Source organism: Methylotuvimicrobium sp. KM2 (genome assembly GCF_038051925.1).
Classification (GTDB): Bacteria; Pseudomonadota; Gammaproteobacteria; order Methylococcales; family Methylomonadaceae; genus Methylotuvimicrobium.
Genome location: NZ_CP150634.1, coordinates 1,237,112 through 1,258,141, shown reverse-complemented (window position 1 = coordinate 1,258,141; position 21,030 = coordinate 1,237,112). Strand labels below are relative to the sequence as shown.

Here is a 21,030-nt window from a genome sequence, read left to right as displayed (position 1 = left end):
TTCACCTTTCACCTTTCACCTTTCACCTTTCACCTTTCACCTTTCATCTTTCATCTTTCATCTTTCCCCTTTCCTTACCCAAACCTCAAAATCCGCACTCGTCATTGGCCGAGAAAAATAATATCCTTGAAACACTCGACATCCCTTGTTGTACAGAAAGTCTCTTTGCTCCTCGGTTTCGACTCCCTCGGCAATGACATCGATTCCGAGATTATGAGCCATATTGATGATGGTCTCGATAATAATGGCATCGTTGAAATCGGTAGTAATATCTCTGACAAAACTCTTGTCGATTTTTAATTCGTCCAGCGGCAACTGCTTGAGATAGGTCAATGACGAATATCCCGTCCCAAAATCGTCTATCGAGATTTTTACACCCAATTGTTTCAAGGCTCGCATTTTTTCGACCGTGTCATCGATATTATCGATCACGATACCCTCGGTTAATTCGATAACGAAACGCGAGGCCGGGACCTCATACTGCCTTATCGCGCCAGCAATTTGATCGACAAAGTCTTGCTGACGAAATTGCTTAGAGCTGACATTGATCGAGATATGCTGTATGTCCAAGCCGTTATCGAGCCACTTCCGCATTTGCGCGCAAGACTCGCGAAAAACCCAGATACCCAAAGGCACAATCAAACCCGCTTCTTCGGCAACCGGTATAAATTGGTCGGGAGCGATTAAACCTTTTTGCCCATGCTCCCAGCGAATCAAGGCTTCCGAACCGGAAAGCCGCCCTAAACGATCGGTTTGCGGCTGGTAATACAAAATAAAATCCTGATTTTCGATTGCCGAACGCAACTCTTTTTCTAAAAACATTCGGGCATCGGCAGCCTCTTGAATGCTCTGATGAAAAAAGCTTATCGTATTGCGCCCTTTAGCCTTGGATTGATACATAGCCTTGTCGGCCTGTTGCAAAATCTGATTGGCCGTTTGACCGCTATCCGGAAACAAAGCGATACCAATACTCTGCGAACAATGATGCTCGAAATCTCCAAAAAAATATGGCCGATTTAGTACACACCTTACTTTTTCGGCAACATGTAAGGCCTCATCGCTAGCTGCTTCAAGACTGCTTTTATTGGCATGAATCAATATAACGAATTCGTCTCCGCCCAGTCTTGACGGTATGTCTTCTTCCCTAAGCGAATCCTTCAAACGGTTCGCAACTTGAATCAACAATTCATCCCCGACATGATGCCCTAACGAGTCGTTCAACACTTTGAATCGATCCAAATCGAGAAAAATAATAGACCCGAAAGTCCCTTGGCGTTTACTCACAGCCAATTCGTTGGAAAGCTGATTCACCAGTAAACGGCGATTAGCCAGAGCTGTCAGCGGGTCATAAAAAGCAAGATCGTGAATCTCGTTTTCCGCTTTCTTTTTCTCGGTAATATCATAAAAAATAGCGACAAAATGCGTCGGATCGCCTTTTTCATTCTTAACGGCCGTGATCGTTTGCCATGTCGGAATATTTTCTCCATTCTTGCGCCGATTCCAAATTTCGCCTTCGAATTTGCCTACCGTCAGCAAATGCCGCCAAAGCTCGTCATAAAAATCATCATGATGACGATCGGATTGTAATATGCGTGGAGTCCGCCCCATTACCTCATCGGCGCTAAAACCGGTAATTTCAGAAAAAGCATGATTGACGCGTAAGATATTGCCGGCATTATCCGTAATTAAAATTCCTTCATGGGTTTCAAATGTAGTAGCGGCCAACCGTAACTGGCTTTCGCTTTCCGCGAGGCTAGCATTGCTCCGCTTCAGTTCCAACGTTCGGTTTTTTACTTCTTCCTCCATTCTTAAGGTCCGTCCGGTCAACATCAATAAACCAATGCCGGTCAACCCTGTAAACAAAAAACCTCCGAACAATAACCACCAGACGCTCCATGATAAATGGCTATGAAAAAATTGCCCGGAAGGCTCGTAAAATATATTCCAAACCCGATCTCCGACTTCAATTCTCTCCGCAATCCTTAAAGGCAAATCGATGACTTTATGAGTCGGCCTTTCCGGAAAATTGCTAAATAACACCGAGTCATGATCGGAGATTCGAATCAACAACTGCATATCCGGGAGGTTACTCAACACTATCGTCACTAGATCGTCGATGCGAAACACCGTCGCAACAACACCTTTAAAATGTAGCCGCCTAGACTTCATGGTATCCACCGGTTGAAAGCGCTCATAAACCGGGGAATAAATAACGATCCCGCTTTTGTCGGCATGACCGTCCTGCACCAATTTGAGCTTGCCGGTAACCGAGGAAACCCCGCGATCCCTTGCGTTCTCGACCGCGTTTGATGCTATGGGGTTAACAAAAACATCGTAACCTAAAGCCTTCTCGTTGCCTTCTAACGGCTCAAGAAAAGTAATCGGCAAATAGGTCGTGCGGGGACCGGCCGAAACCATCCGCCCGAATTCGTCAGGCTCTCGTATTGCAAAGCCTTCATTTTGAGAATTTTCGAATCGATCCCGCTCTGATGCCGGCACATGAGCCATCCACTCCAACGCCACTAGACCGTGGTGCTTATCTAAAAGCGGAGCGGTAAAGATTTTAAAACCTTCTTTGGAAATGGGGTCGGCGCTATCGAATAAACCTTTTAGGATCTCATTGGTACCGATGTGGTCTTGAACCAAGACGCTGAAAGCATTATGGAACAACATCGCCTGTCGCTCGAAGACCGACTCGATTCTTAGAGACTCCTGCCGATTGGCATATTGAAAAACGCCAATGACCAACAGAACCAGTAAAACCAACGGATAAGCCACATAGTTGCGACGCCCCCTCCATGAAGATCTTGGCTCGCCGATAAATGTCAGAACAAATGGCGTAAAAATCAACACGCCTATCGTATCGCCAATCCACCAAGTCCCCCAGCTCAACAAAATATCATCGCCGGTAATCACGCCGCGAATCCAAAGCGCTGTAACTCCAACAGCCGGCGCCCCCAAGCAGGCCAACGGTCCGCCTAGTAACATGAAGCGCAAGATGCGTCGATCTTCCGTTAATGAATCGCCGATACCGACCCAGCGTTCGATTAACGTAGCTCCGACCAGTGCTTGAACACAACAAGCCACACTGACGGCACTCCCGATCACCATGGAGCCGACAATCATTTCGACTGAAGAATGATCGAGAAAGGCATACACCTGTACAAACAAAGCGCCGAAAAAAACACCCGCCAGCACCCGAACCCGATAAACCAATATCCATGCTAGCGCGATACCTGCAGCGGGCCAAACCGGGCTCACGCCGCTCGGCGGAATTGCCAATAATGTGCCGAGACAACCGCCAGCTAAATAACTGAGCGAGGCAACTACATTGAGCACGACCGTGCTTCCATTAAAAAAACTTCGACCGGGAACAGTCTGAGAAAAGTCGGCGCGCTGAAACAAACTCATGTTCTCTTTAAAGAATCGATGCCTTGATTAGCCAGTCGGTCTGCCGTTTCATTGCCTTGATCGCCGGAGTGCCCCTTAACCCAGACCCACTCGACCCGATGCTTACCCATCGATGCATCGAGACGCCGCCATAAATCGTCATTTTTTACCGGTTTTTTAGCAGCGGTCAACCAACCCCGTATTTTCCAATTCGGCATCCATTCGGTGATGCCTTGCAGTACATATTTCGAATCGGTAAATATCTTGACGGAACACGGACGATTTAGTGCTTCAAACGCTTGAATCGCAGCCATTAACTCCATTCGGTTATTCGTCGTTTGTGCTTCGCCGCCGAATAATTCCTTGGTCGATCCTTTATAACTTAAAAAGACCCCCCAACCGCCAGGACCGGGATTACCGCGACAGGCACCATCGGTATAAATAATAACGGACTCAGTCATCTTTCGTTAAACGCTGTGACGATTCAAAACCGTTTAAAACAGCCATACGAGGCTGCTTTACGGTTTTGGAATCCAAAGGAATAAGTGTATATCGACGCTTGATGGCCCTAATTGCATAGGCAGTGGCGCGCAACGAGGATCTTTCAGACTTAGCATTCGCAGGATTGGAACGAACGGAATCGATACTTAAATCGGCAACCGCTTTTGCTTCGAAATTAAGCAGCTTTAACCAATCCAGCACTCTTCTCTTACTGATAAAATGTCCGGTCCATGAATCCGCCATTTTCTTTTCCCAAAGATATTGATAGCGAACCCAAAAACTCCACGGATTAAAATTAATAATCAACACATGACCTTCCGCTTTTAGCACCCGTTCTATTTCACGCATCGTTTGAAAACGGTTCGCATCGAATTCCAGCAAGTGAGGCAATAAAATCAAATCGACGCTATCGCTAAGTATAGGTAAGCAATAAGCTTTAGCCTTAATTTTAAGCGCTCCATCGCATCCTCGATTATTGGCGTCTAAAATTGTAAACCCGTTATAAAGCGTACAGTCAATAAATTGATCCTCCCAACCCAAACCGCCTATTTGCAGCACTTTTTGTTTACAACTGACCGTAATCGAACGCCGAATATATTCGGCTTCAACCTCTTGCAGCATTTTTCCTCTCGGCGTTTCATACCAGGAGAATAAAAAATCGCGCTTCATAAAATCGGCTCAAAAAAATTAAATTACAGTGAATTATAATAAAAACGGGCTATACTACTCATTTCGTGCAATGAATTTAAGATATAGATATGCCTAAGACTAATTCTAACAGGTCATTGACGCTTTTTTCGTTTTTGATTTTGACTCTCTCAGCTGGTTGTACTCAACAACCGACCAAAAGTTCACTTAGCATTAGCCAAAAACCACCGCTCGTCAAAAAAGATGATTACAAACCACGTCTAAATAAGCTTAAGTTCGCCAAGTCTAAAAAAGGCTCCTTATTTAAATCAGGCAACCATACCATTTGGGAACGTTTGGTCTCGCTTTACGCATTGCCGGAAGTTGAAAATGAAAGGATTGACAAGGAAATCAATTGGTTTCTTAAAAACCCGGAATACTTAGTACGTGTGCAAAAACGCGCCGAACCTTATCTGCATTTGATTTTAGAAGAGATCGAATCAAAAAATATTCCCGGTGAATTGGCCCTGTTACCAGTCGTCGAAAGCGCATTCCGGCCCGACGCGTATTCTCCGGCTCATGCTTCCGGGCTGTGGCAATTCATTCCGGAAACCGGTCGATTGTATGGTCTAAAACAAAATAACTGGTATGACGGACGACGTGATGTTTATGCTTCCACACAGGCGGCAACCAAATTCTTAAAAGATCTCGGCGATAATTTCGAGGGCGATTGGCTGCTCGCGCTGGCCTCCTATAACTGGGGTCGAGGCAATGTGCAAAAGTCGATAGACAGAAATCTAGCCCAGGATTTACCTACCGATTACTGGTCATTGAAAATGCCCAACGAAACGTTTAACTATGTGCCGCGATTGTTGGCTGTTGCGAAAATTTTCGCTAACCCGGATCAATACAACATCCCGTTATACGAGATCCCCGATCAGCCTTATTTCGAAGTCGTCGACTTGGACACGCAACTCGACTTAAAAAAAGCCGCCGAACTCGCCCAAACCAGCGTAGACGAAATCAAGCGCTTGAACCCGGCCTTCAAACGCAACGCTACCGCACCAAACGGCCCACACCGTTTATTGATACCGGTCGATCAAGTATCGATTTTCAAAGAAAACCTAGCCAAGCTACCGCTTGCGCAACGCTATACCCAAGCATCCGCAAAGGTAGTGCCTGATAACACTCGCGTCAAAGCCGCCGCGAATCGAACAATTAAACATAAAATCCGCCGGGGTGAATCATTAGGCTTAATCGCCAGAAAATACAAGACTTCAATCGGCGCTATTCGCACAGCTAACCGCCTTGGCAAAACCGACCACATTCAATCGGGAAAATCGCTGATCATACCAGCCAACGGAAAATCGACCGTTGCCGCCAAGTCAGCACCAGCCACTGCAAAACCAATCATTTACACGGTCAAACCCGGCGATACTTTCTGGAAAATATCACGGCAATTTTCAGTTAGCACTCATGAGATTTATCAGTGGAATAAGTTAAATGCAAATTCGAACTTAAGAGCCGGACAAAAATTGACGATCCATAAAGGCTCACAAATCGTCGCTAAAGCTAACTCCTCTTCGCAACCGATTAACTATACCGTACAGCCGGGTGATTCTTTGATGCAAATTTCGCGAAAATTCAAAGTTCCGGTTCGCGATTTGTTGAAATGGAATTCGACCAGCGTCGACAAAATTTTGAAGCCGGGTCAGCAACTGAAAGTATTAGCCGACAAATCGACTTAGGATCTCGTGATAAATACCGTCCTGGAACTATGAGCTTTGTTGAGGGTTCGGTAACTCGCTTGGCAGGACGCCGTGAACCCAGCACCTAAATTATCCACGGTAGTTAACCATAGCCAATGGGCTATGGAATTTAGGTGCTGGATTTAGGTGCTGGGTGAATACGTCCTTGTAGGCTTGACGGCGGCTTTCCCTGCCGCCGACACCTGCCAATCGAGCAACTGAACCCTCCGTAAAATAGGAAAGTTATTTACGACCAAATCCTTAGGATTTGGTCCAATTTAGAGAATAAAGGCAAGAGCAACGGTATTGCCCTTGCTTTTTTACACGTCTTTGTTTTGCAAACGCGGAACCGCCGCCAATAATTCGCGGGTATAGGTATTTTTCGGATTCAGCAGTACCTGTTCGACTTCACCGTGCTCGACGATCTTGCCGCGATACATCACCGCCACTTCGTCGGCAATTTCCGCAACGACACCAAGATCATGCGTAATAAATAAATAACTCACGCCTTGTTCTTTCTGCAAATCCTTCAGCAACTCGATTATTTGCGCCTGAACCGAAACATCCAGCGCGCTAGTCGGTTCGTCGCAAACAATCATTTTCGGTTGCACCGCCAAGGCTCTGGCAATACAAATTCGCTGCCGTTGACCGCCTGAAAATTCATGCGGATAGCGATGCGCACTATCAGGCGGCAAATCAACCCGTTCGAGCAACTCGACAACTCTCGCATATCTATCGACTGCACCAACCTCGGGATACAAGGCTCTAATTCCTTCATCGATAATCTCGCTAACCAACATTCTAGGATTCATCGACGAAAACGGATCTTGAAACACGATTTGAATATCGGCACGCTTGCGACGCAAAGCTTCACCGGTCAGTTTATGCAATTCAATGCCGTCCATGACTACCCTTCCCGAATAAGCCGGAATCAAATTCAATAGCGCCTTGCCGAGCGTCGTCTTGCCGCAACCCGACTCGCCGACCAAGGCCAAGGTCTTGCCATGTTCAATTTCGAAGCCAACCCCATCGACGGCCCGAACATGGCCGACAACTCGCTTAAAGATCCCTTTTCTAATGGGATAATAGACCTTGAAATCATCGATCTTCAGTAGCGGGGAGTTTTGCTCTCTTTGATGACCGAGACAACTATCCATCGACGGCAAGGCATCGAGCAATTTTCGCGTATAAGGATGCGTGGGATTTTGAAATATCGAAGCGCTCCGTCCAGTCTCGACGATTTTGCCATTTTGCATCACGGCAATGCGATCGGCCATCGTCGAAACCAATGCCAAATCATGACTGATCAACCATAACGCCATGCCGGTCTTATTTTGAATCGCCTTAAGGAGCGCCAAGATTTGCGCCTGAATCGTCACATCCAGAGCGGTCGTCGGTTCGTCGGCGATCAATAAATCGGGTTCGCCGGCCAACGCAATCGCGATCATGACCCTTTGCCGCTGCCCCCCCGATAATTGATGTGGATATTCGCCGGCCCGCTTTTCAGGTTCCGGAATTTCAACCCGCGTCAATAATTCGATGACGCGTTGCCGAATCGTTTGTTTCGTCATCGAGAAATGTAATTTAAGCACTTCAGCAATTTGTTCACCGACCGTCATCACCGGATTAAGCGATGACATCGGATCCTGAAAGATCAATGCAACACGCCGACCGCGAATTTTGCACAACTCATATTCGGCCTTGCGCAATAGATCGACGCCATTCAGGTTGATTTCATCCGCCACGACGCTTGCATTGACCGGCAATAACCGCAATACCGATAACGCGGTAATCGACTTACCGGAACCCGATTCGCCAACAATTGCAAACGTTTCACCGGCATGTACCTCGAAGCCGATGGCATCGACCACCGGATTATCGGAGCCGAATTTGACTGTTAAATTTTTAACTTCAAGAACGGGGCTTCGGTTCATCCCATGCGCCTCGGATCGAATGCGTCCCTGACCGAATCGGCGAACAGATTCGCGGCAAGTACCAGCGTAAACATGAATAGGAACGATGCCGCCAACGACCACCAAACCACCGGTTCGCGCGCCATTTCAAGCCGGGCACCGTTAATCATATTACCCCAACTATGCGTGGTCGGATCGACACCGATATTGATATACGACAAGACCGCCTCAGCCAACACCAAAGAACTAAAGTCGAGCACGACAGAAATCAATACGATATGCATCACATTCGGCAGAATATGCCGAAATAAAATGACTCTTCGCCTGACTCCGAGCGCCGAAGCCGCTTGTACATATTCCATCTCGCGTAGTTTCAGTGTTTCGGCGCGCAGCATACGGCATAGTCCTGTCCAACTGGTCACTCCCAAAATTATGCATAAAAACAGTAGCCTCATATCGGCGCGAACGATCAAGCTGGTGAACTGTTCTTCATTTTTCGCCATATAGACTTGCACGACCAGAATCGAGGCGGCAATCAACAATACACTCGGAATCGAATTGAGGGTCGTGTACAAATATTGAATCGTATCATCGACCCATCCTCGGAAAAAACCCGCGAGAATACCAAATACGATTGCCAGCGGCAGCATAATCAGCGTCGTCAACGTCCCGATAACGAGCCCGGTTCTAATGCTTTTAATCGCCTGGTACAACACATCCTCACCGACTTTATCGGTGCCTAACACATGATAATACGACGACAACTCAAGCAATGTACCGCACACCGTCACGATCCAAAAGACGGTCCAAGCAACAGCCTTGACTGAAGCTTGACTTATTAAAGCATTTTGCCGGCGCCGAAGCCTTTGCACCAATAAGACAAGCACGATAACCGCAGGAATTGCGCTTTTAATGAAACCGATAGACGCCTTCATTAAAACATCGAAGAACAACTCGGATTCCGGATCATCCAAATGAGCCCCGCCGTATTGCAATCGCGGATAAGCCCATACGGGACTGCCATCTTCTAGCACCATTAACTCCTTGCCGAAAAGATGAGCAGCAAATGGTGCCGAATAAGTCTTTTCGCCATGCAAACGAATCGGCGATAGCCATTGATCCAAAACACTGACGATTTCATTGGAATCCTTCGAATGAAAATGCATCGAGTCGAGCAAACCCACCGCCACGAAAAATAGCAGCACCGTCAGCGATACCATGCCGGTCTTACTCGTGCCTATTTGCCTTAACGGCCGGCTCATTCGAGGGTTGCGCAGCATAGAAACCGACAACACGATCATGCCGAGCAGCAACACAAAAATAAGCGCATCGGTCCATAAAACAACCATTATGACAACCTGACTCTAGGGTCTACTAAAGTATAAGAAATATCGGTCAATAACAGCCCAACGATATAAAGCACCGAGCCAAGAAAGACCATTGACCGGACAATCGCGAAATCCTGACTGTTAATCGCATCGATCGTATAACTACCCAGGCCAGGAATACTGAAAAACGACTCCATGATCAAGCTTCCCATAAATAACAACGGCAGCACCACGACCACGCCAGTCAAAATAGGTATCATTGCGTTTTTTAACACATGCCGGAACAACACTTGGGTCTCGGACAAGCCTTTGGCTCTAGCGGTTCGCACATAGTCCTTTTCGACTTCCTCCAAAAACAGCGTTCTGTACCATCTCCCCCCGGAACCGATGCCGGAGATCACACCGATGACTATCGGTAGCACTATGAACTTCAACGCTTGAAAGCCCCCATCGTAGCCGGAAATCGGCACCAGCTTCAGCACCTTGCCGATAAAAAATTGTCCGCCGATGATATAAAACAATGACGATACCGACATCAACACGACACAAAGCACAATACCGCCGAATTCAAGATAAGATCGGCGAAACAAAACCATCAGCAAGGCGACGCAAATATTCGTGATCAGACCCAGCAATAAAGTCGGCAATGCCACTGCCAAACTGGGCCACATCCGCTGCTTGATATCGGCACCGATATTACGCCGGTCGCTATCGGAAATTCCGAAATCGAACCAAAACAAACCGGCCGATTTTTGAAAATAAATTGTTTCGGTGATCTTGCTTGTCCCGCTAGCCTCAGCATTCCACAACAGCGGCAAATGATAACCTCGCTGCTGCTTCCAGTTCTCGACGGCTTGCTCGGTGACATGCTTGTGCCCGAGTTGCATACGCGCCATATCTTCGGGGCTGTTTACGACGAAAAACAACACAAACGTCAGAATGTTTACACCCAGCAATAGCGGAAATGCATATAAAATTCGTCGGATGATATATTGAATCATCGCTAGGTCTCCAAAACCTTGTAAATCAATAAAAACTAATGAGCAATCGCTCTGATTTTACGGCGATAAGCGAGTATTGCCGGAACAATCAAGACAGCCAACAACAATAAAACGAGCACAATAGGCCAGAAAACCGGCTGATTCCACTGCTGTCTTTTTTCGGTACGCATGGCTGTATCGATGCGAACGTACTTTAAACGATTATTCGCCATTAAATTCGGCTTCACATTTTTATACCACTGGTGATAAAGAATGAAATCTTTCGGATAAAAGCCGAACAACCACGGCACATCATAACGAACTTGTTCTTGTAATTTCTGAATCAAGCGAAAACGCTCATCCGTGTTATCCATATTACGCATTTTTTCGAATATGCGATCGAACTCAGGATTTTGGTAATTACCGGTATTTTCACCGCCGAATTGCACTTTTCCGTTTGGTCCATAAAGCAGAAAAAAGAAATTCTCCGGATCGGGGTAATCGGCATTCCAACCCCACATATAAATTTGCGCATTGCCGGCACGCATTTTTTGTTGAAAACGATTGTAATCGGTCCCACGGATGACCAACTTAATCCCTAATTGTCTAAATTGCTTGCGAAACCAGTTTAATCTAGATCGATCATCGATACCCGACGAGGTCGTGTCGAAATACAGAATCAAGGGTTGGCCGGTTTTGGGATCTATCCCCCCGGGGTATCCGGCCTCAACCATTAATTGACGAGCCGCCTCAATATTCTTTCGCTTCGGTTTTCCGTCCACCCAATCGTAAACATAGCGATTGAGTCCTTCCTGCCCTTCTGCGTAACCGAATATCCCCGGCGGCAAAACGCCCTGCGCGGCTTCGCCGCGACCATTCATGAATATCGAAATAAATTCCTCATAGTCGACCGCGATAGCGATCGCTTGGCGTAACTTTCTAGCCTCATCGGACAAACCACCGACTAGGCTATCCAGCATATTGAAGCCCATATAATAGATCGCGGTGACCGTCGATGTTTTCAATTGAATGCCTTTTTCTTCCATCGAATGGGTCAAACCTACTTCGCCGCTGCCGGAAAATTGCACGGCTTGGTCGAAACTATCGGAGGCGATGCCGGATGCATCATAGTAACCTTGCAGGAATTTTTGCCAGTAGGGAATCGTTTCCTTTTCCAGCGTAAACACGACTTTATCGATAAAAGGCAGGGCCTTTCCGGCATCTTCGAGCAAGCCTTGCTCTCGATCATCAGGCTCGCCCTCGTCGGGATAGGCTTCGAAGCGAAAATTGGGGTTTTTTTCCAGCACCATGCGCCGATTCGGATTATTTTCCGCCAATAAAAAAGGTCCGGTACCGACCGGATACCAATCGAGCGTGATATTTTTTTCGATTAAACCATCCTGATGATAAAAAACATCGGCTTCCCAAGGCATCGGCGCGAAAAACGGCATTGCCAACCAATAACTGAATTGCGGATACTTGCCGTTGATTCGAATTTTGTAACGGTACTTGCCCAACGCTTCCGCACCGGAAAGTTTCCGCTGCATTAATTCACCGGTTTCGACATCTCGGGTAGCCTCATAAAACTCATCGAATCCGACAATATACTGCTTCATTAATTCAGCGATCGGCGATTGAATCTTTGAATAAGCCAGGCGTTTGATTTGATAAACGTAATCTTCAGCCACCAACTCCCGGGTCTCTAACTGATCGAAATCAGCCAACGCGTTTATGTGCACTATCTCCGAATCATTTAATGCATGATATCGATACGTTCCGTCACTGTTTTTGGCAAACGCCGGATGCGGCTGATAACGAACTCCCGCTTTGATTTCAATCAGATAATCGGTAAAGGCAATATGCGCTTCCGCAGCGTTTTCAGGTAACGGGTTACCTTCAACATCAAGATAGACTACTTCCGGCATTTGCATCGCGGTCAACGGTACCAATTCATAAGGCCTTTTGAGGTAGTGATATTGAAATGGCGGCTCATAAATCTGTCCGAGAAACGTATATTCGTTGGCGCTATAGGAAATCGCCGGGTCCAGATGCTTCGGGCGCTCCGTAAATGCAGAATAAAGTACGACCAAATCAGCGTCTTTTTTGGAATAAGGATTATTTAATTGCGAGATATCGCAAGCACTTAATAATATGGCAAATGCCGACAAAACTGCTTTTACACCGATAGTTTTAGATTTTATGTTCATCAGCAGCGTATTCATCCACAAAAGGCTGGACATCAAATTAACGGTTAGAGATACTTTGCGTTATTCTAACAATAAACCAATGGAGAGATAATATGGGTTTCATGCAAGGCAAACGCGTCTTGATTGTCGGCTTGGCCAGCAACCGCTCAATCGCTTGGGGTATTGCCAAGGCAATGCACCGTGAAGGTGCCGAACTGGCATTTACGTTCCAAAACGACAAATTGCAAGAACGTGTCGTTACAATGGCCGCCGAGTGCGGCTCCAATATTACTGTCGAGTGCGATGTCAGCAATGACGACCATATCGAAGGCGTATTCAAGGAACTGGGCAAGCATTGGGATGGACTGGACTGCATCGTGCATTCGGTGGCTTATGCGCCTAGAGAAGCGCTGGACGGCGATTATGTCGAAGCCACGACCCGAGAGAATTTTCAAATCGCTCACGATATCAGTTCTTACAGCTTTACCGCACTGGCTAAAGCGGGCCGGCCGATGATGAAAGGACGCAACGGCGCCTTGTTGACGCTAAGCTATCTAGGCGCCGAACGCGCGATCCCGAATTACAATGTCATGGGGGTCGCTAAAGCCAGCCTGGAAGCCAATGTCCGCTATATGGCCGTAGCCTTAGGTGCCGAAGGCACCCGTGTCAACGCGGTTTCAGCCGGCCCCATTAGAACACTAGCCGCTTCCGGCATTAACAATTTTAAGGCGATGCTGAGTAAAGCGGCTGATACGTCACCACTGAAAAAGAATGTCACCATAGAAGAAGTCGGCAATGCTGCGGCATTTTTATGCTCGGACCTGGCTTCCGGCATCACCGGAGAAATTACCTATGTTGACGCCGGCTATAACATAGCGGGTTTAGCTGCATCCTAATTCTTTCCAAGAATAACGCAGTCAAAAAAGGGAGCTTAAAGCTCCCTTTTTTGACTGTGAAAGTATGCGAACCGAAGCGGGTGCGGTTGCTCGATCGACAGGCGTCGGCGGCAGGGCAGATTTTTGCTCCTGCAAAATCTGCATTCATGCCATCCATGGCAATCAGTCGCCGCCGTCGAGCCTACATGGACGTATTTACGGCGTCCTGTCGGGCGAGTGACCGTACCCAGCCATTCCTCGCACTTTCATTTGTCGGGGCGATGGCCGGGCCTTCATGAACGTTATGCCATTTTTAAATCCGATAAGGCAACGCTTTTGCTAAAACGCTGCCCCAAGATCCGGACTCAATCATTTTGATCGGACAATTACATCGGCCTTTTCTTGCAAATTTGCCATTACCGCACTAAATAACGACTGACCTAACGCATTGGCAATATTTTTGGTTGCCAATTCCATACGTTTTTTGTCTTCTTCAGTCATCTTGCCATCAGTAACATTCTGCAAGCTCACCAACACTTGCTCACCGCTGCTCAAAGGCGCGACAAAAAGATTCGGCTGATCAGCGACAGGTTTGGCGGCTTTAAAAACAGCCTGCAAAAGTTCGCCGGGAACTTCCGAACTAGTGCGCGACAAGCCTTTTATCGATTTGTGACTAACATCGTTTGCTTCTTCGGCTAATTTCTTCAAGCTCTCGCCGGCTATTGCCCGGCTTTTAAGATCGAACACCCGCTCTTCAGCTTGACGTCTAGATTTCGACAACAACAACGCTTCGATGACGTCATTCTTGACTTCAGCCAGTTCGCGCACGGCAGCAGGCTGATGATCCTTGACATGCAGTACGATCAATCGATCGCCCTCCAGTTCGAGCGGCTCGCTGTTATTGCCTTTCAAGACATCTTCAGAAAACGCTGTATTACGAACCCTCTGTTCCGCGGCGATCCCTTCGCCTTGGTCACGGGTAAAGAGTTTCGTCGTTTTAATCGTCAACCCTAAAGCGTCCGCTACTTCGAGCAAGTCTTCGGAATGCTCGTAGCTGAACTCCGTCAGCGTTTGCCCAAGCTCGTAATATTTATTTTCGGCTTCCGTTTTTTGGTAGGATCGTTTTACTTCATCCTTAACATCCTCGAAAGACTTAGTTTCCCGGGGAATCAGTTCGGTCACTTTAATCAGGTGATAACCGAAAGCCGACCTAACCGGATCGGAAACCTCACCCAACTGCAGCGCACTCGCTGCATCCTCGAAGGCTTTTTCCATTACGCCGGCTTCGAATAGCCCTAAATCACCGCCGGATTTTGCCGTTAATTTATCATCGGACAAGGCTTCGGCAACTTTAGCAAACGACTCGGTTTGCAATTGCTGTTTTGCTGCCTGTGCCTTTGCCAACGCTGCCGCATCATCGGTTTCACTCGTCACTGCAAACAGTATGTGGCTGATTTTTCGGCGCTCTTTAGTGCTGAAAAACTCCTTTTGCTCTTCATAAAAAGCACGCAATTTATCGTCGTCAACCTCGACCGCGTCGGCAAGCTCATTAAGCGATAACTCGATATAATCGACCGAAACTTGCTCGGGGGTACGATAATTATCTTGATATTGCCGGTAAAAAGCTTCGATTTCTTCTTCACCAGGCTGCTCGTCAATCGTCTTGACCGAAACGGTCAAATATTCAATATCCCGTAGTTGATTTTGAATTTTAAAAAAACTTTCAACATCGTATGGTGTAGCAAAACTGCTTTTAACGACCGCATGTTGAAACTGCTCCATCATCAATGCATTCTTAATTCTGCCTACAAATTCCATCGAAGACATGCCTTGAGAACCCAGTAATGCTTGGTATTGGTTTTTATCAAACCGGCCATCCACCTGAAAATAATCCAAGGACTGGATAAAATCCCTAGCCGTTTTATCGGTTATCACCAAGCCTTGCGATTGCACATGCTGCAAAAGCACCTCATCTTGAATCAATTTTTGCAGCGCTTGCTGCTTAAGCGTTTCCTCGTCAATCTCCAAACCTTGCAAACTTTGACTGAATTGAGCGTAAGCTTTAGATACATCGCGTTGAAAAAAATCTCTATCGCCGACCGATGCAACCGGAGTTTCTTTCCCGACATCGACATAGTTTTGAATTCCCCATAAAGCAAAAGGCACTGTGATTGCAATCAGAATGACCCACGAGAACACGCCCTGCGCTTTTTCTCTTATCTTTGTCAGCATATGCTAGATCCTTAAATAAAAGTAACTTGATTTGTAAGAACACTCATGTGCATTGATTCTTAGGCTACCGCCAAATTTTCACTCGACTCCTTTTATACCTATCGTAGATCAAAGTTCGGCATCAGTTGCTTCCTTTGGCGCGGCCGAAATTTGAAGTGCGAAAGGTATAACGAAATTCGATTCAGTAATTAAAACGCTTGGAATTTAGGGTCTGGATGATCCCATCCATGCGAGTTTGGCGAGACAATTCGAACGCCATAACCCAGATCCTCCAGAAATTAGGATGCTCTTCCGATCAGATGGGAGTAATAGCTACCTTCAATCGAAGCAAAAAAAAACCCCGAACCGTGGAACGGCCCGGGGTTTTATATTTGGCGGAGCGGACGGGGCTCGAACCCGCGACCCCCGGCGTGACAGGCCGGTATTCTAACCAACTGAACTACCGCTCCTAAGTCTGTGGTGGGTGCTGAGGGGATCGAACCCCCGACCCTCGCCTTGTAAGGGCGATGCTCTCCCAGCTGAGCTAAGCACCCGACTAAAGAATCGCTAGTTTACAGCATCTTTTAAAGATTTACCAGCTTTAAATGTAGGAATTTTTGCAGCACTAATGGTAATTTCTTCACCCGTTTGCGGATTACGTCCTTTGCGCTCTGCTCTTTCTTTGACAGAAAACGTACCGAAACCAACCAACGCTAAAGAATCGCCTTTGCTTAAAGCTGTTGTTACCGCACTTAAAAAACCATCTAAGGCACGACCGGCATCCGCTTTCGTTAATCCTGATGAATCCGCGATAGCATCAATAAGTTCAGATTTGTTCATTATTCCCCCTAGGAAATTATTAAAGTTAAGTGTATAAGCAAAGCGCTTATTTTCTTATGCCGCCCCCCGCCACATAAGAAAGCGAACATTTATATCAACACGACTCCTTAAGTGTCAAGCTTTAAACTCTCCAGACCAGGCATTTTCCGGTTTTAAGCACACTTTAACAAAAAAAGGCCTATTAATGCGCGGTTACATTCTGTTTTTTTGCTTTAGCAGCCGCTTCGGTTTTTTTAGCATGTTCAATCGATTTTTTCTTATTGCCGGGAACAGGCATGTACTGCAACGCTTCAACCAAGACCTCATCGATCCAGTGTACACATTTAATCGTCAGCTTTTCTTTTATATTTACCGGAATCTCGGCTAAATCTTTTTCATTTTCCGCAGGAATCAAAACCGTAGTAATGCCTCCGCGATGAGCGGCCAGCAACTTTTCTTTCAGGCCGCCGATAGGCAATACTTCGCCTCTTAATGTGATTTCCCCCGTCATTGCTACACTAGCCTTAACCGGTATTTTGGTCAATGCGGAAATAATCGCGGTACACATACCGATACCGGCACTAGGCCCATCTTTCGGTGTCGCTCCTTCAGGGACATGAATGTGAATATCGTTTTTTTGAAAAACTTCATTATCGATATCGAGCACAGCCGCACGACTTCGCACCACAGTCATTGCCGCCTCGATAGACTCTTTCATCACATCGCCGAGTTTTCCGGTTGCGGTTTGCTTGCCTTTGCCCGGAATAACCGCTGTCTCAATCGTCAGCAATTCGCCGCCAACCTCGGTCCACGCCAAACCGGTCACTTGACCGATTTGATCATGCTCTTCCGCCAATCCGTAATTGAAACGCCTAACGCCCAAATATTTGTCCAGGTTAGTCGAATCTACTAGTACCTTAGCGTCTTTTTGTTGAAGCAACAAATCCTTAACGACTTTACGGCAAATTTTAGAAATCTCTCGCTCCAAGCTTCTGACACCCGCCTCTCGCGTATAGTAACGAATAATATCCCTGACCGCCGATTCATCAATGTCGATTTCTTTTTCTTTCAAACCGTTATTTTTGATTTGCTTGGGAATCAAATAACGCATCGCGATGTTGATTTTTTCATCTTCAGTGTAGCCGGCGAGACGAATAACCTCCATGCGATCAAGTAATGCCGCCGGAATATTCATCGTATTGGCCGTCGCTACAAACATCACATCGGACAGATCGAAATCCACTTCTAGATAATGATCCGAAAAGGTGTGATTTTGCTCGGGATCGAGGACCTCTAATAATGCCGATGCCGGGTCGCCACGAAAATCGGCAGCCATTTTGTCGATTTCGTCCAACAGAAACATCGGGTTTCGCGTTTTCACCTTAGCCAAATTCTGCAAAATCTTGCCGGGCATAGAACCGATATAAGTACGCCGATGCCCGCGAATTTCGGCCTCATCCCTAACCCCGCCTAATGCCATGCGAACATATTTACGATTAGTTGCACGCGCAATCGATTCGCCTAATGAGGTCTTGCCGACACCAGGAGGACCCACTAAGCATAAAATAGGACCCTTCAAGCGTTTAACTCTTTGTTGCACGGCCAAATACTCAAGAATCCTTTCTTTCACTTTTTCAAGCCCGTAATGCTCGGCTTCCAATACCTCTTCCGCCACTTTTAAATCATGCCTGACCTTGGTTTTCTTTTTCCATGGCACATTAACCATCCAGTCGATATAGTTACGCACCACAGTCGCTTCGGCCGACATCGGCGACATCATTTTCAACTTATTGAGCTCAGCGGTCGCCTTCTCTTTCGCTTCCGCCGTCATACCGGCCGAATTGATTTTCTTTTCAAGCTCTTCGATTTCGTAAGGCGCATCGTCCATTTCTCCCAATTCCTTTTGTATCGCCTTCATCTGTTCATTCAGATAATACTCCCTTTGGTTTTTCTCCATTTGTTGCTTGACGCGCCCGCGAATACTCTTCTCCATTTCGAGTAAATCGACCTCGCCTTCCATCAACGTCATCAAAGCTTCCAAACGTTGTTGAATATCGGATAATTCCAATATCGTTTGTTTATCGGAAACTTTCAGCGTCATGTGAGCCGCCACGGTATCGGCGAAACGCCCCGGATCGTCGATACCGGCTAGTGCATTCAAAACCTCGGGAGGGATCTTGTTGTTCAGCTTGACATATTGATCGAAAGATCCCATTGCAGTACGTTGCAAGACTTCCTGCTCTTGCTCGGACATCGTAATAATGTCATTAATCTCGGAAACCATGGCCGAAAAATAACCGTCGGAAAACTCATATTTATGCACCTGGCAGCGTTTACCGCCCTCGACTAGCACTTTTACGGTTCCGTCAGGCAATTTAAGCAATTGGAGGATATTCGCCAATGTTCCCACCTGATATAAATCGGTAAAATCCGGATCATCGACTTCGGCTTCTTTTTGTGCGACTAAAAGCACTTGCTTGTTATCCTTCATTGCCGAATCGAGAGCGACAATCGATTTGTCCCTTCCCACAAATAATGGAATCACCATGTGCGGATAAACCACGACATCTCTTAACGGCAAAACCGGCACGATCATTTTTGTTTGATGTATAACTGTCATTTCAATAAGCTTCCGCAAAAGGGGTCATTTATTATTTCTCAATAACTTTAATATAAGGCCACTTATTAAAATAGCAAGTTTTGAGAGAATAACCATCGCAAGTAAGCATAAAAAAGGGCTTTATATGTAACATATAAAGCCCTTTTTTATGCTAAGAAATATAGTAATTATTCACACCCACTATCGTTCCCACGCAGAGCGTCAGTGCCATTAAGTTAAGATCCTTGGAGTTTTACTCCCCTCTTTGAAAAAGAGTGGCTGGGGGAGATTTTTCCTCGTTCCCATCGCTCCAGCGTGGGAACGCATACCGATCTGGTTTCGACAGCCAAGGTACGGATTCCCACGGAGGACCGTGGGAACCAGAAAAGGCTTAACTTAATGGCAGTGGCGCAGAGCGTGGGAACGATACGTTTTGGTAGTGGCCTGTGACTCGCCTGACTAGCACCTAAATAACCAAGATAGTTACTTAGCCAGTGAGCTATGCCATAGCGGATTTGTATAACGCCATGGATAACGGAAGTCCTGCACCGAAGCTTAACTAGCAAAAGGGATATCAGGAATCCGAAGCCGCTTTTTTTATCTCGGACTCATAAACCAAAATCGGCTTAGACTCGCCCGATATCACACCCTCATCCACGACGACCTTTGTGATATTTTCCGCTGAAGGCAGCTCATACATTGTATCCAACAGGACATTTTCAACGATGGTCCTCAACCCTCTTGCTCCGGTTTTTCTTTCCATAGACTTGCGCGCAATGGCATGCAAAGAGTCTTCTCTAAACTCCAATTCGGCCCCTTCCATTTCAAATAAGTGCTGATATTGTTTGACGAGGGCGTTCTTAGGTTCGGTTAAGATCTTGACCAACGCTTCCTCATCCAATTCTTCAAGCGTTGCAACAACCGGCAGACGACCGACAAACTCGGGAATCAAGCCATACTTGATCAGATCCTCCGCTTCGACCTGGGCAAAAATTTCTCCGACATTCTTGTCGTTATCCTTGGCCTTGACCTCGGCGGAAAAACCGATGCCGCCTTTCTCGGAACGGGCCTTGATCACACGATCCAATCCCGCGAATGCACCACCTACAATAAAAAGAATATTCGCCGTATTGACTTGCAAAAATTCTTGCTGAGGATGCTTGCGACCGCCTTGCGGAGGCACTGAAGCTACGGTACCTTCGATCAGTTTCAATAACGCTTGCTGCACACCCTCACCTGAAACATCACGCGTTATCGACGGATTGTCGGCCTTCCTGGATATCTTATCGATTTCATCGATATATACGATACCCGATTCCGCCTTTTCAACATCGTAATCGCACTTCTGCAGAATTTTTTGAATGATGTTTTCGACATCTTCGCCGACATAACCGGCTTCGGTTAATGTGGTCGCATCGGCGATCGTGAAAGGAACATCCAGCAATCTTGCCAATGTTTCAGCCAACAGGGTTTTACCCGAACCGGTCGGACCGATAAGCAAAATATTACTCTTCGCCAGTTCGACCTCATCTTTCCTGGATTTGCTGCGTAATCGTTTATAGTGATTATAAACCGCAACAGCCAATGTTTTTTTAGCACGTTCCTGCCCGATGACATATTCATCCAGCACGTTTTTAATTTCTAACGGTTTCGGCAGAGAGCCATCGCCTTCTGAAGACTCATCCAACAATTCATCCCTGATAATATCGTTACACAACTCGACGCACTCGTCGCATATGTATACCGAGGGACCTGCAATCAGTTTTCTGACTTCATGCTGGCTTTTACCGCAAAAAGAACAATAAAGAAGCTTGTCGTCATCTTTACCGCTTTTGTCATTACTCATAAATAGA

General features: G+C 46.6%; 14 protein-coding genes and 2 tRNA genes. 3 read left to right on the top strand and 13 right to left on the bottom strand.

Annotated elements, in window-relative coordinates:
• Nucleotides 1–57: 57 nt before the first annotated feature.
• Genes WJM45_RS05575 through WJM45_RS05565 form a run of 3 tightly spaced genes read right to left on the bottom strand, consistent with a single transcriptional unit; the run spans nt 58 to nt 4,560 of the window.
• Entirely contained in the window at nt 58–3,411 is a 3,354-nt protein-coding gene (locus WJM45_RS05575; RefSeq protein ID WP_341327984.1) for an EAL domain-containing protein, read from the bottom strand.
• Nucleotides 3,408–3,851, bottom strand: coding sequence for a ribonuclease HI (rnhA, locus tag WJM45_RS05570; protein ID WP_341327983.1), 444 nt, complete (start codon nt 3,849–3,851; stop codon nt 3,408–3,410). The genes WJM45_RS05575 and rnhA overlap by 4 nt, the downstream gene beginning before the upstream one ends.
• On the bottom strand, nt 3,844–4,560 hold the full coding sequence (locus tag WJM45_RS05565; protein WP_341327982.1) for a methyltransferase domain-containing protein: 717 nt from the start codon (nt 4,558–4,560) through the stop codon (nt 3,844–3,846). The genes rnhA and WJM45_RS05565 overlap by 8 nt, the downstream gene beginning before the upstream one ends.
• 314 nt (nt 4,561–4,874) lie before the next feature.
• On the opposite strand from WJM45_RS05565, the gene WJM45_RS05560 reads away from it, so the two are divergent.
• Nucleotides 4,875–6,266, top strand: a complete 1,392-nt coding sequence (locus tag WJM45_RS05560) for a LysM peptidoglycan-binding domain-containing protein (RefSeq protein ID WP_341327981.1) — start codon at nt 4,875–4,877, stop codon at nt 6,264–6,266.
• Nucleotides 6,267–6,586: 320 nt separating this feature from the next.
• On the opposite strand, the gene WJM45_RS05555 is transcribed toward WJM45_RS05560, so the two are convergent.
• The 4 genes from WJM45_RS05555 to WJM45_RS05540 are packed head-to-tail and all read right to left on the bottom strand — an operon-like array spanning nt 6,587 to nt 12,694.
• Nucleotides 6,587–8,200, bottom strand: coding sequence for a dipeptide ABC transporter ATP-binding protein (locus WJM45_RS05555; protein ID WP_341327980.1), 1,614 nt, complete (start codon nt 8,198–8,200; stop codon nt 6,587–6,589).
• Entirely contained in the window at nt 8,197–9,528 is a 1,332-nt protein-coding gene (locus WJM45_RS05550) for an ABC transporter permease (protein ID WP_341327979.1), read from the bottom strand. The genes WJM45_RS05555 and WJM45_RS05550 overlap by 4 nt, the downstream gene beginning before the upstream one ends.
• Complete coding sequence (locus WJM45_RS05545; RefSeq protein ID WP_341327978.1) at nt 9,528–10,508, bottom strand: ABC transporter permease; 981 nt, start codon at nt 10,506–10,508, stop codon at nt 9,528–9,530. The genes WJM45_RS05550 and WJM45_RS05545 overlap by 1 nt, the downstream gene beginning before the upstream one ends.
• A 35-nt stretch (nt 10,509–10,543) precedes the next feature.
• Nucleotides 10,544–12,694 carry an ABC transporter substrate-binding protein gene (locus tag WJM45_RS05540; protein ID WP_341327977.1) on the bottom strand — a complete coding sequence of 717 codons (2,151 nt, stop codon included), beginning with the start codon at nt 12,692–12,694 and terminating at the stop codon, nt 10,544–10,546.
• Between the two features lie 92 nt (nt 12,695–12,786).
• Between WJM45_RS05540 and WJM45_RS05535 the strand changes: the two genes are divergently transcribed.
• Both WJM45_RS05535 and WJM45_RS05530 read left to right on the top strand, forming a co-directional pair.
• Nucleotides 12,787–13,569, top strand: a complete 783-nt coding sequence (locus tag WJM45_RS05535) for an SDR family oxidoreductase (RefSeq protein ID WP_341327976.1) — start codon at nt 12,787–12,789, stop codon at nt 13,567–13,569.
• A gap of 64 nt (nt 13,570–13,633) precedes the next feature.
• On the top strand, nt 13,634–13,789 hold the full coding sequence (locus WJM45_RS05530) for a hypothetical protein (protein ID WP_341327975.1): 156 nt from the start codon (nt 13,634–13,636) through the stop codon (nt 13,787–13,789).
• A 128-nt stretch (nt 13,790–13,917) separates the two neighbouring features.
• Here WJM45_RS05530 and WJM45_RS05525 read toward each other — a convergent pair whose 3' ends face one another.
• The 6 genes from WJM45_RS05525 to clpX form a co-directional block, all read right to left on the bottom strand.
• Nucleotides 13,918–15,780, bottom strand: a complete 1,863-nt coding sequence (locus WJM45_RS05525; RefSeq protein ID WP_341327974.1) for a SurA N-terminal domain-containing protein — start codon at nt 15,778–15,780, stop codon at nt 13,918–13,920.
• A gap of 372 nt (nt 15,781–16,152) precedes the next feature.
• A tRNA-Asp gene (locus WJM45_RS05520) sits at nt 16,153–16,229 on the bottom strand.
• A gap of 8 nt (nt 16,230–16,237) precedes the next feature.
• A tRNA-Val gene (locus tag WJM45_RS05515) sits at nt 16,238–16,313 on the bottom strand.
• Between the two features lie 13 nt (nt 16,314–16,326).
• Nucleotides 16,327–16,599 carry an HU family DNA-binding protein gene (locus tag WJM45_RS05510; protein ID WP_014149474.1) on the bottom strand — a complete coding sequence of 91 codons (273 nt, stop codon included), beginning with the start codon at nt 16,597–16,599 and terminating at the stop codon, nt 16,327–16,329.
• A gap of 181 nt (nt 16,600–16,780) precedes the next feature.
• Nucleotides 16,781–19,198: an endopeptidase La gene (lon, locus tag WJM45_RS05505; RefSeq protein ID WP_341327973.1), complete on the bottom strand. Its 2,418-nt coding sequence runs from the start codon at nt 19,196–19,198 to the stop codon at nt 16,781–16,783.
• Nucleotides 19,199–19,751: 553 nt separating this feature from the next.
• Nucleotides 19,752–21,023 (bottom strand): ATP-dependent Clp protease ATP-binding subunit ClpX, encoded by a 1,272-nt coding sequence (gene clpX, locus WJM45_RS05500; protein ID WP_341327972.1) that lies wholly within the window; start codon nt 21,021–21,023, stop codon nt 19,752–19,754.
• Nucleotides 21,024–21,030 lie beyond the last annotated feature (7 nt).

Bases quoted from the DNA above. Each gene is read 5' to 3' on its own strand.
- WJM45_RS05565 (WP_341327982.1), bottom strand. From the start codon at position 4,560: ATGAAGCGCGATTTTTTATTCTCCTGGTATGAAACGCCGAGAGGAAAA.
- WJM45_RS05550 (WP_341327979.1), bottom strand. From the start codon at position 9,528: ATGGTTGTTTTATGGACCGATGCGCTTATTTTTGTGTTGCTGCTCGGC.
- lon (WP_341327973.1), bottom strand. From the start codon at position 19,198: ATGACAGTTATACATCAAACAAAAATGATCGTGCCGGTTTTGCCGTTA.
- WJM45_RS05575 (WP_341327984.1), bottom strand. From the start codon at position 3,411: ATGAGTTTGTTTCAGCGCGCCGACTTTTCTCAGACTGTTCCCGGTCGA.
- clpX (WP_341327972.1), bottom strand. From the start codon at position 21,023: ATGAGTAATGACAAAAGCGGTAAAGATGACGACAAGCTTCTTTATTGT.
- rnhA (WP_341327983.1), bottom strand. From the start codon at position 3,851: ATGACTGAGTCCGTTATTATTTATACCGATGGTGCCTGTCGCGGTAAT.
- WJM45_RS05510 (WP_014149474.1), bottom strand. From the start codon at position 16,599: ATGAACAAATCTGAACTTATTGATGCTATCGCGGATTCATCAGGATTA.
- WJM45_RS05525 (WP_341327974.1), bottom strand. From the start codon at position 15,780: ATGCTGACAAAGATAAGAGAAAAAGCGCAGGGCGTGTTCTCGTGGGTC.
- WJM45_RS05530 (WP_341327975.1), top strand. From the start codon at position 13,634: ATGCGAACCGAAGCGGGTGCGGTTGCTCGATCGACAGGCGTCGGCGGC.
- WJM45_RS05555 (WP_341327980.1), bottom strand. From the start codon at position 8,200: ATGAACCGAAGCCCCGTTCTTGAAGTTAAAAATTTAACAGTCAAATTC.
- WJM45_RS05545 (WP_341327978.1), bottom strand. From the start codon at position 10,508: ATGATTCAATATATCATCCGACGAATTTTATATGCATTTCCGCTATTG.
- WJM45_RS05540 (WP_341327977.1), bottom strand. From the start codon at position 12,694: ATGAACATAAAATCTAAAACTATCGGTGTAAAAGCAGTTTTGTCGGCA.
- WJM45_RS05535 (WP_341327976.1), top strand. From the start codon at position 12,787: ATGGGTTTCATGCAAGGCAAACGCGTCTTGATTGTCGGCTTGGCCAGC.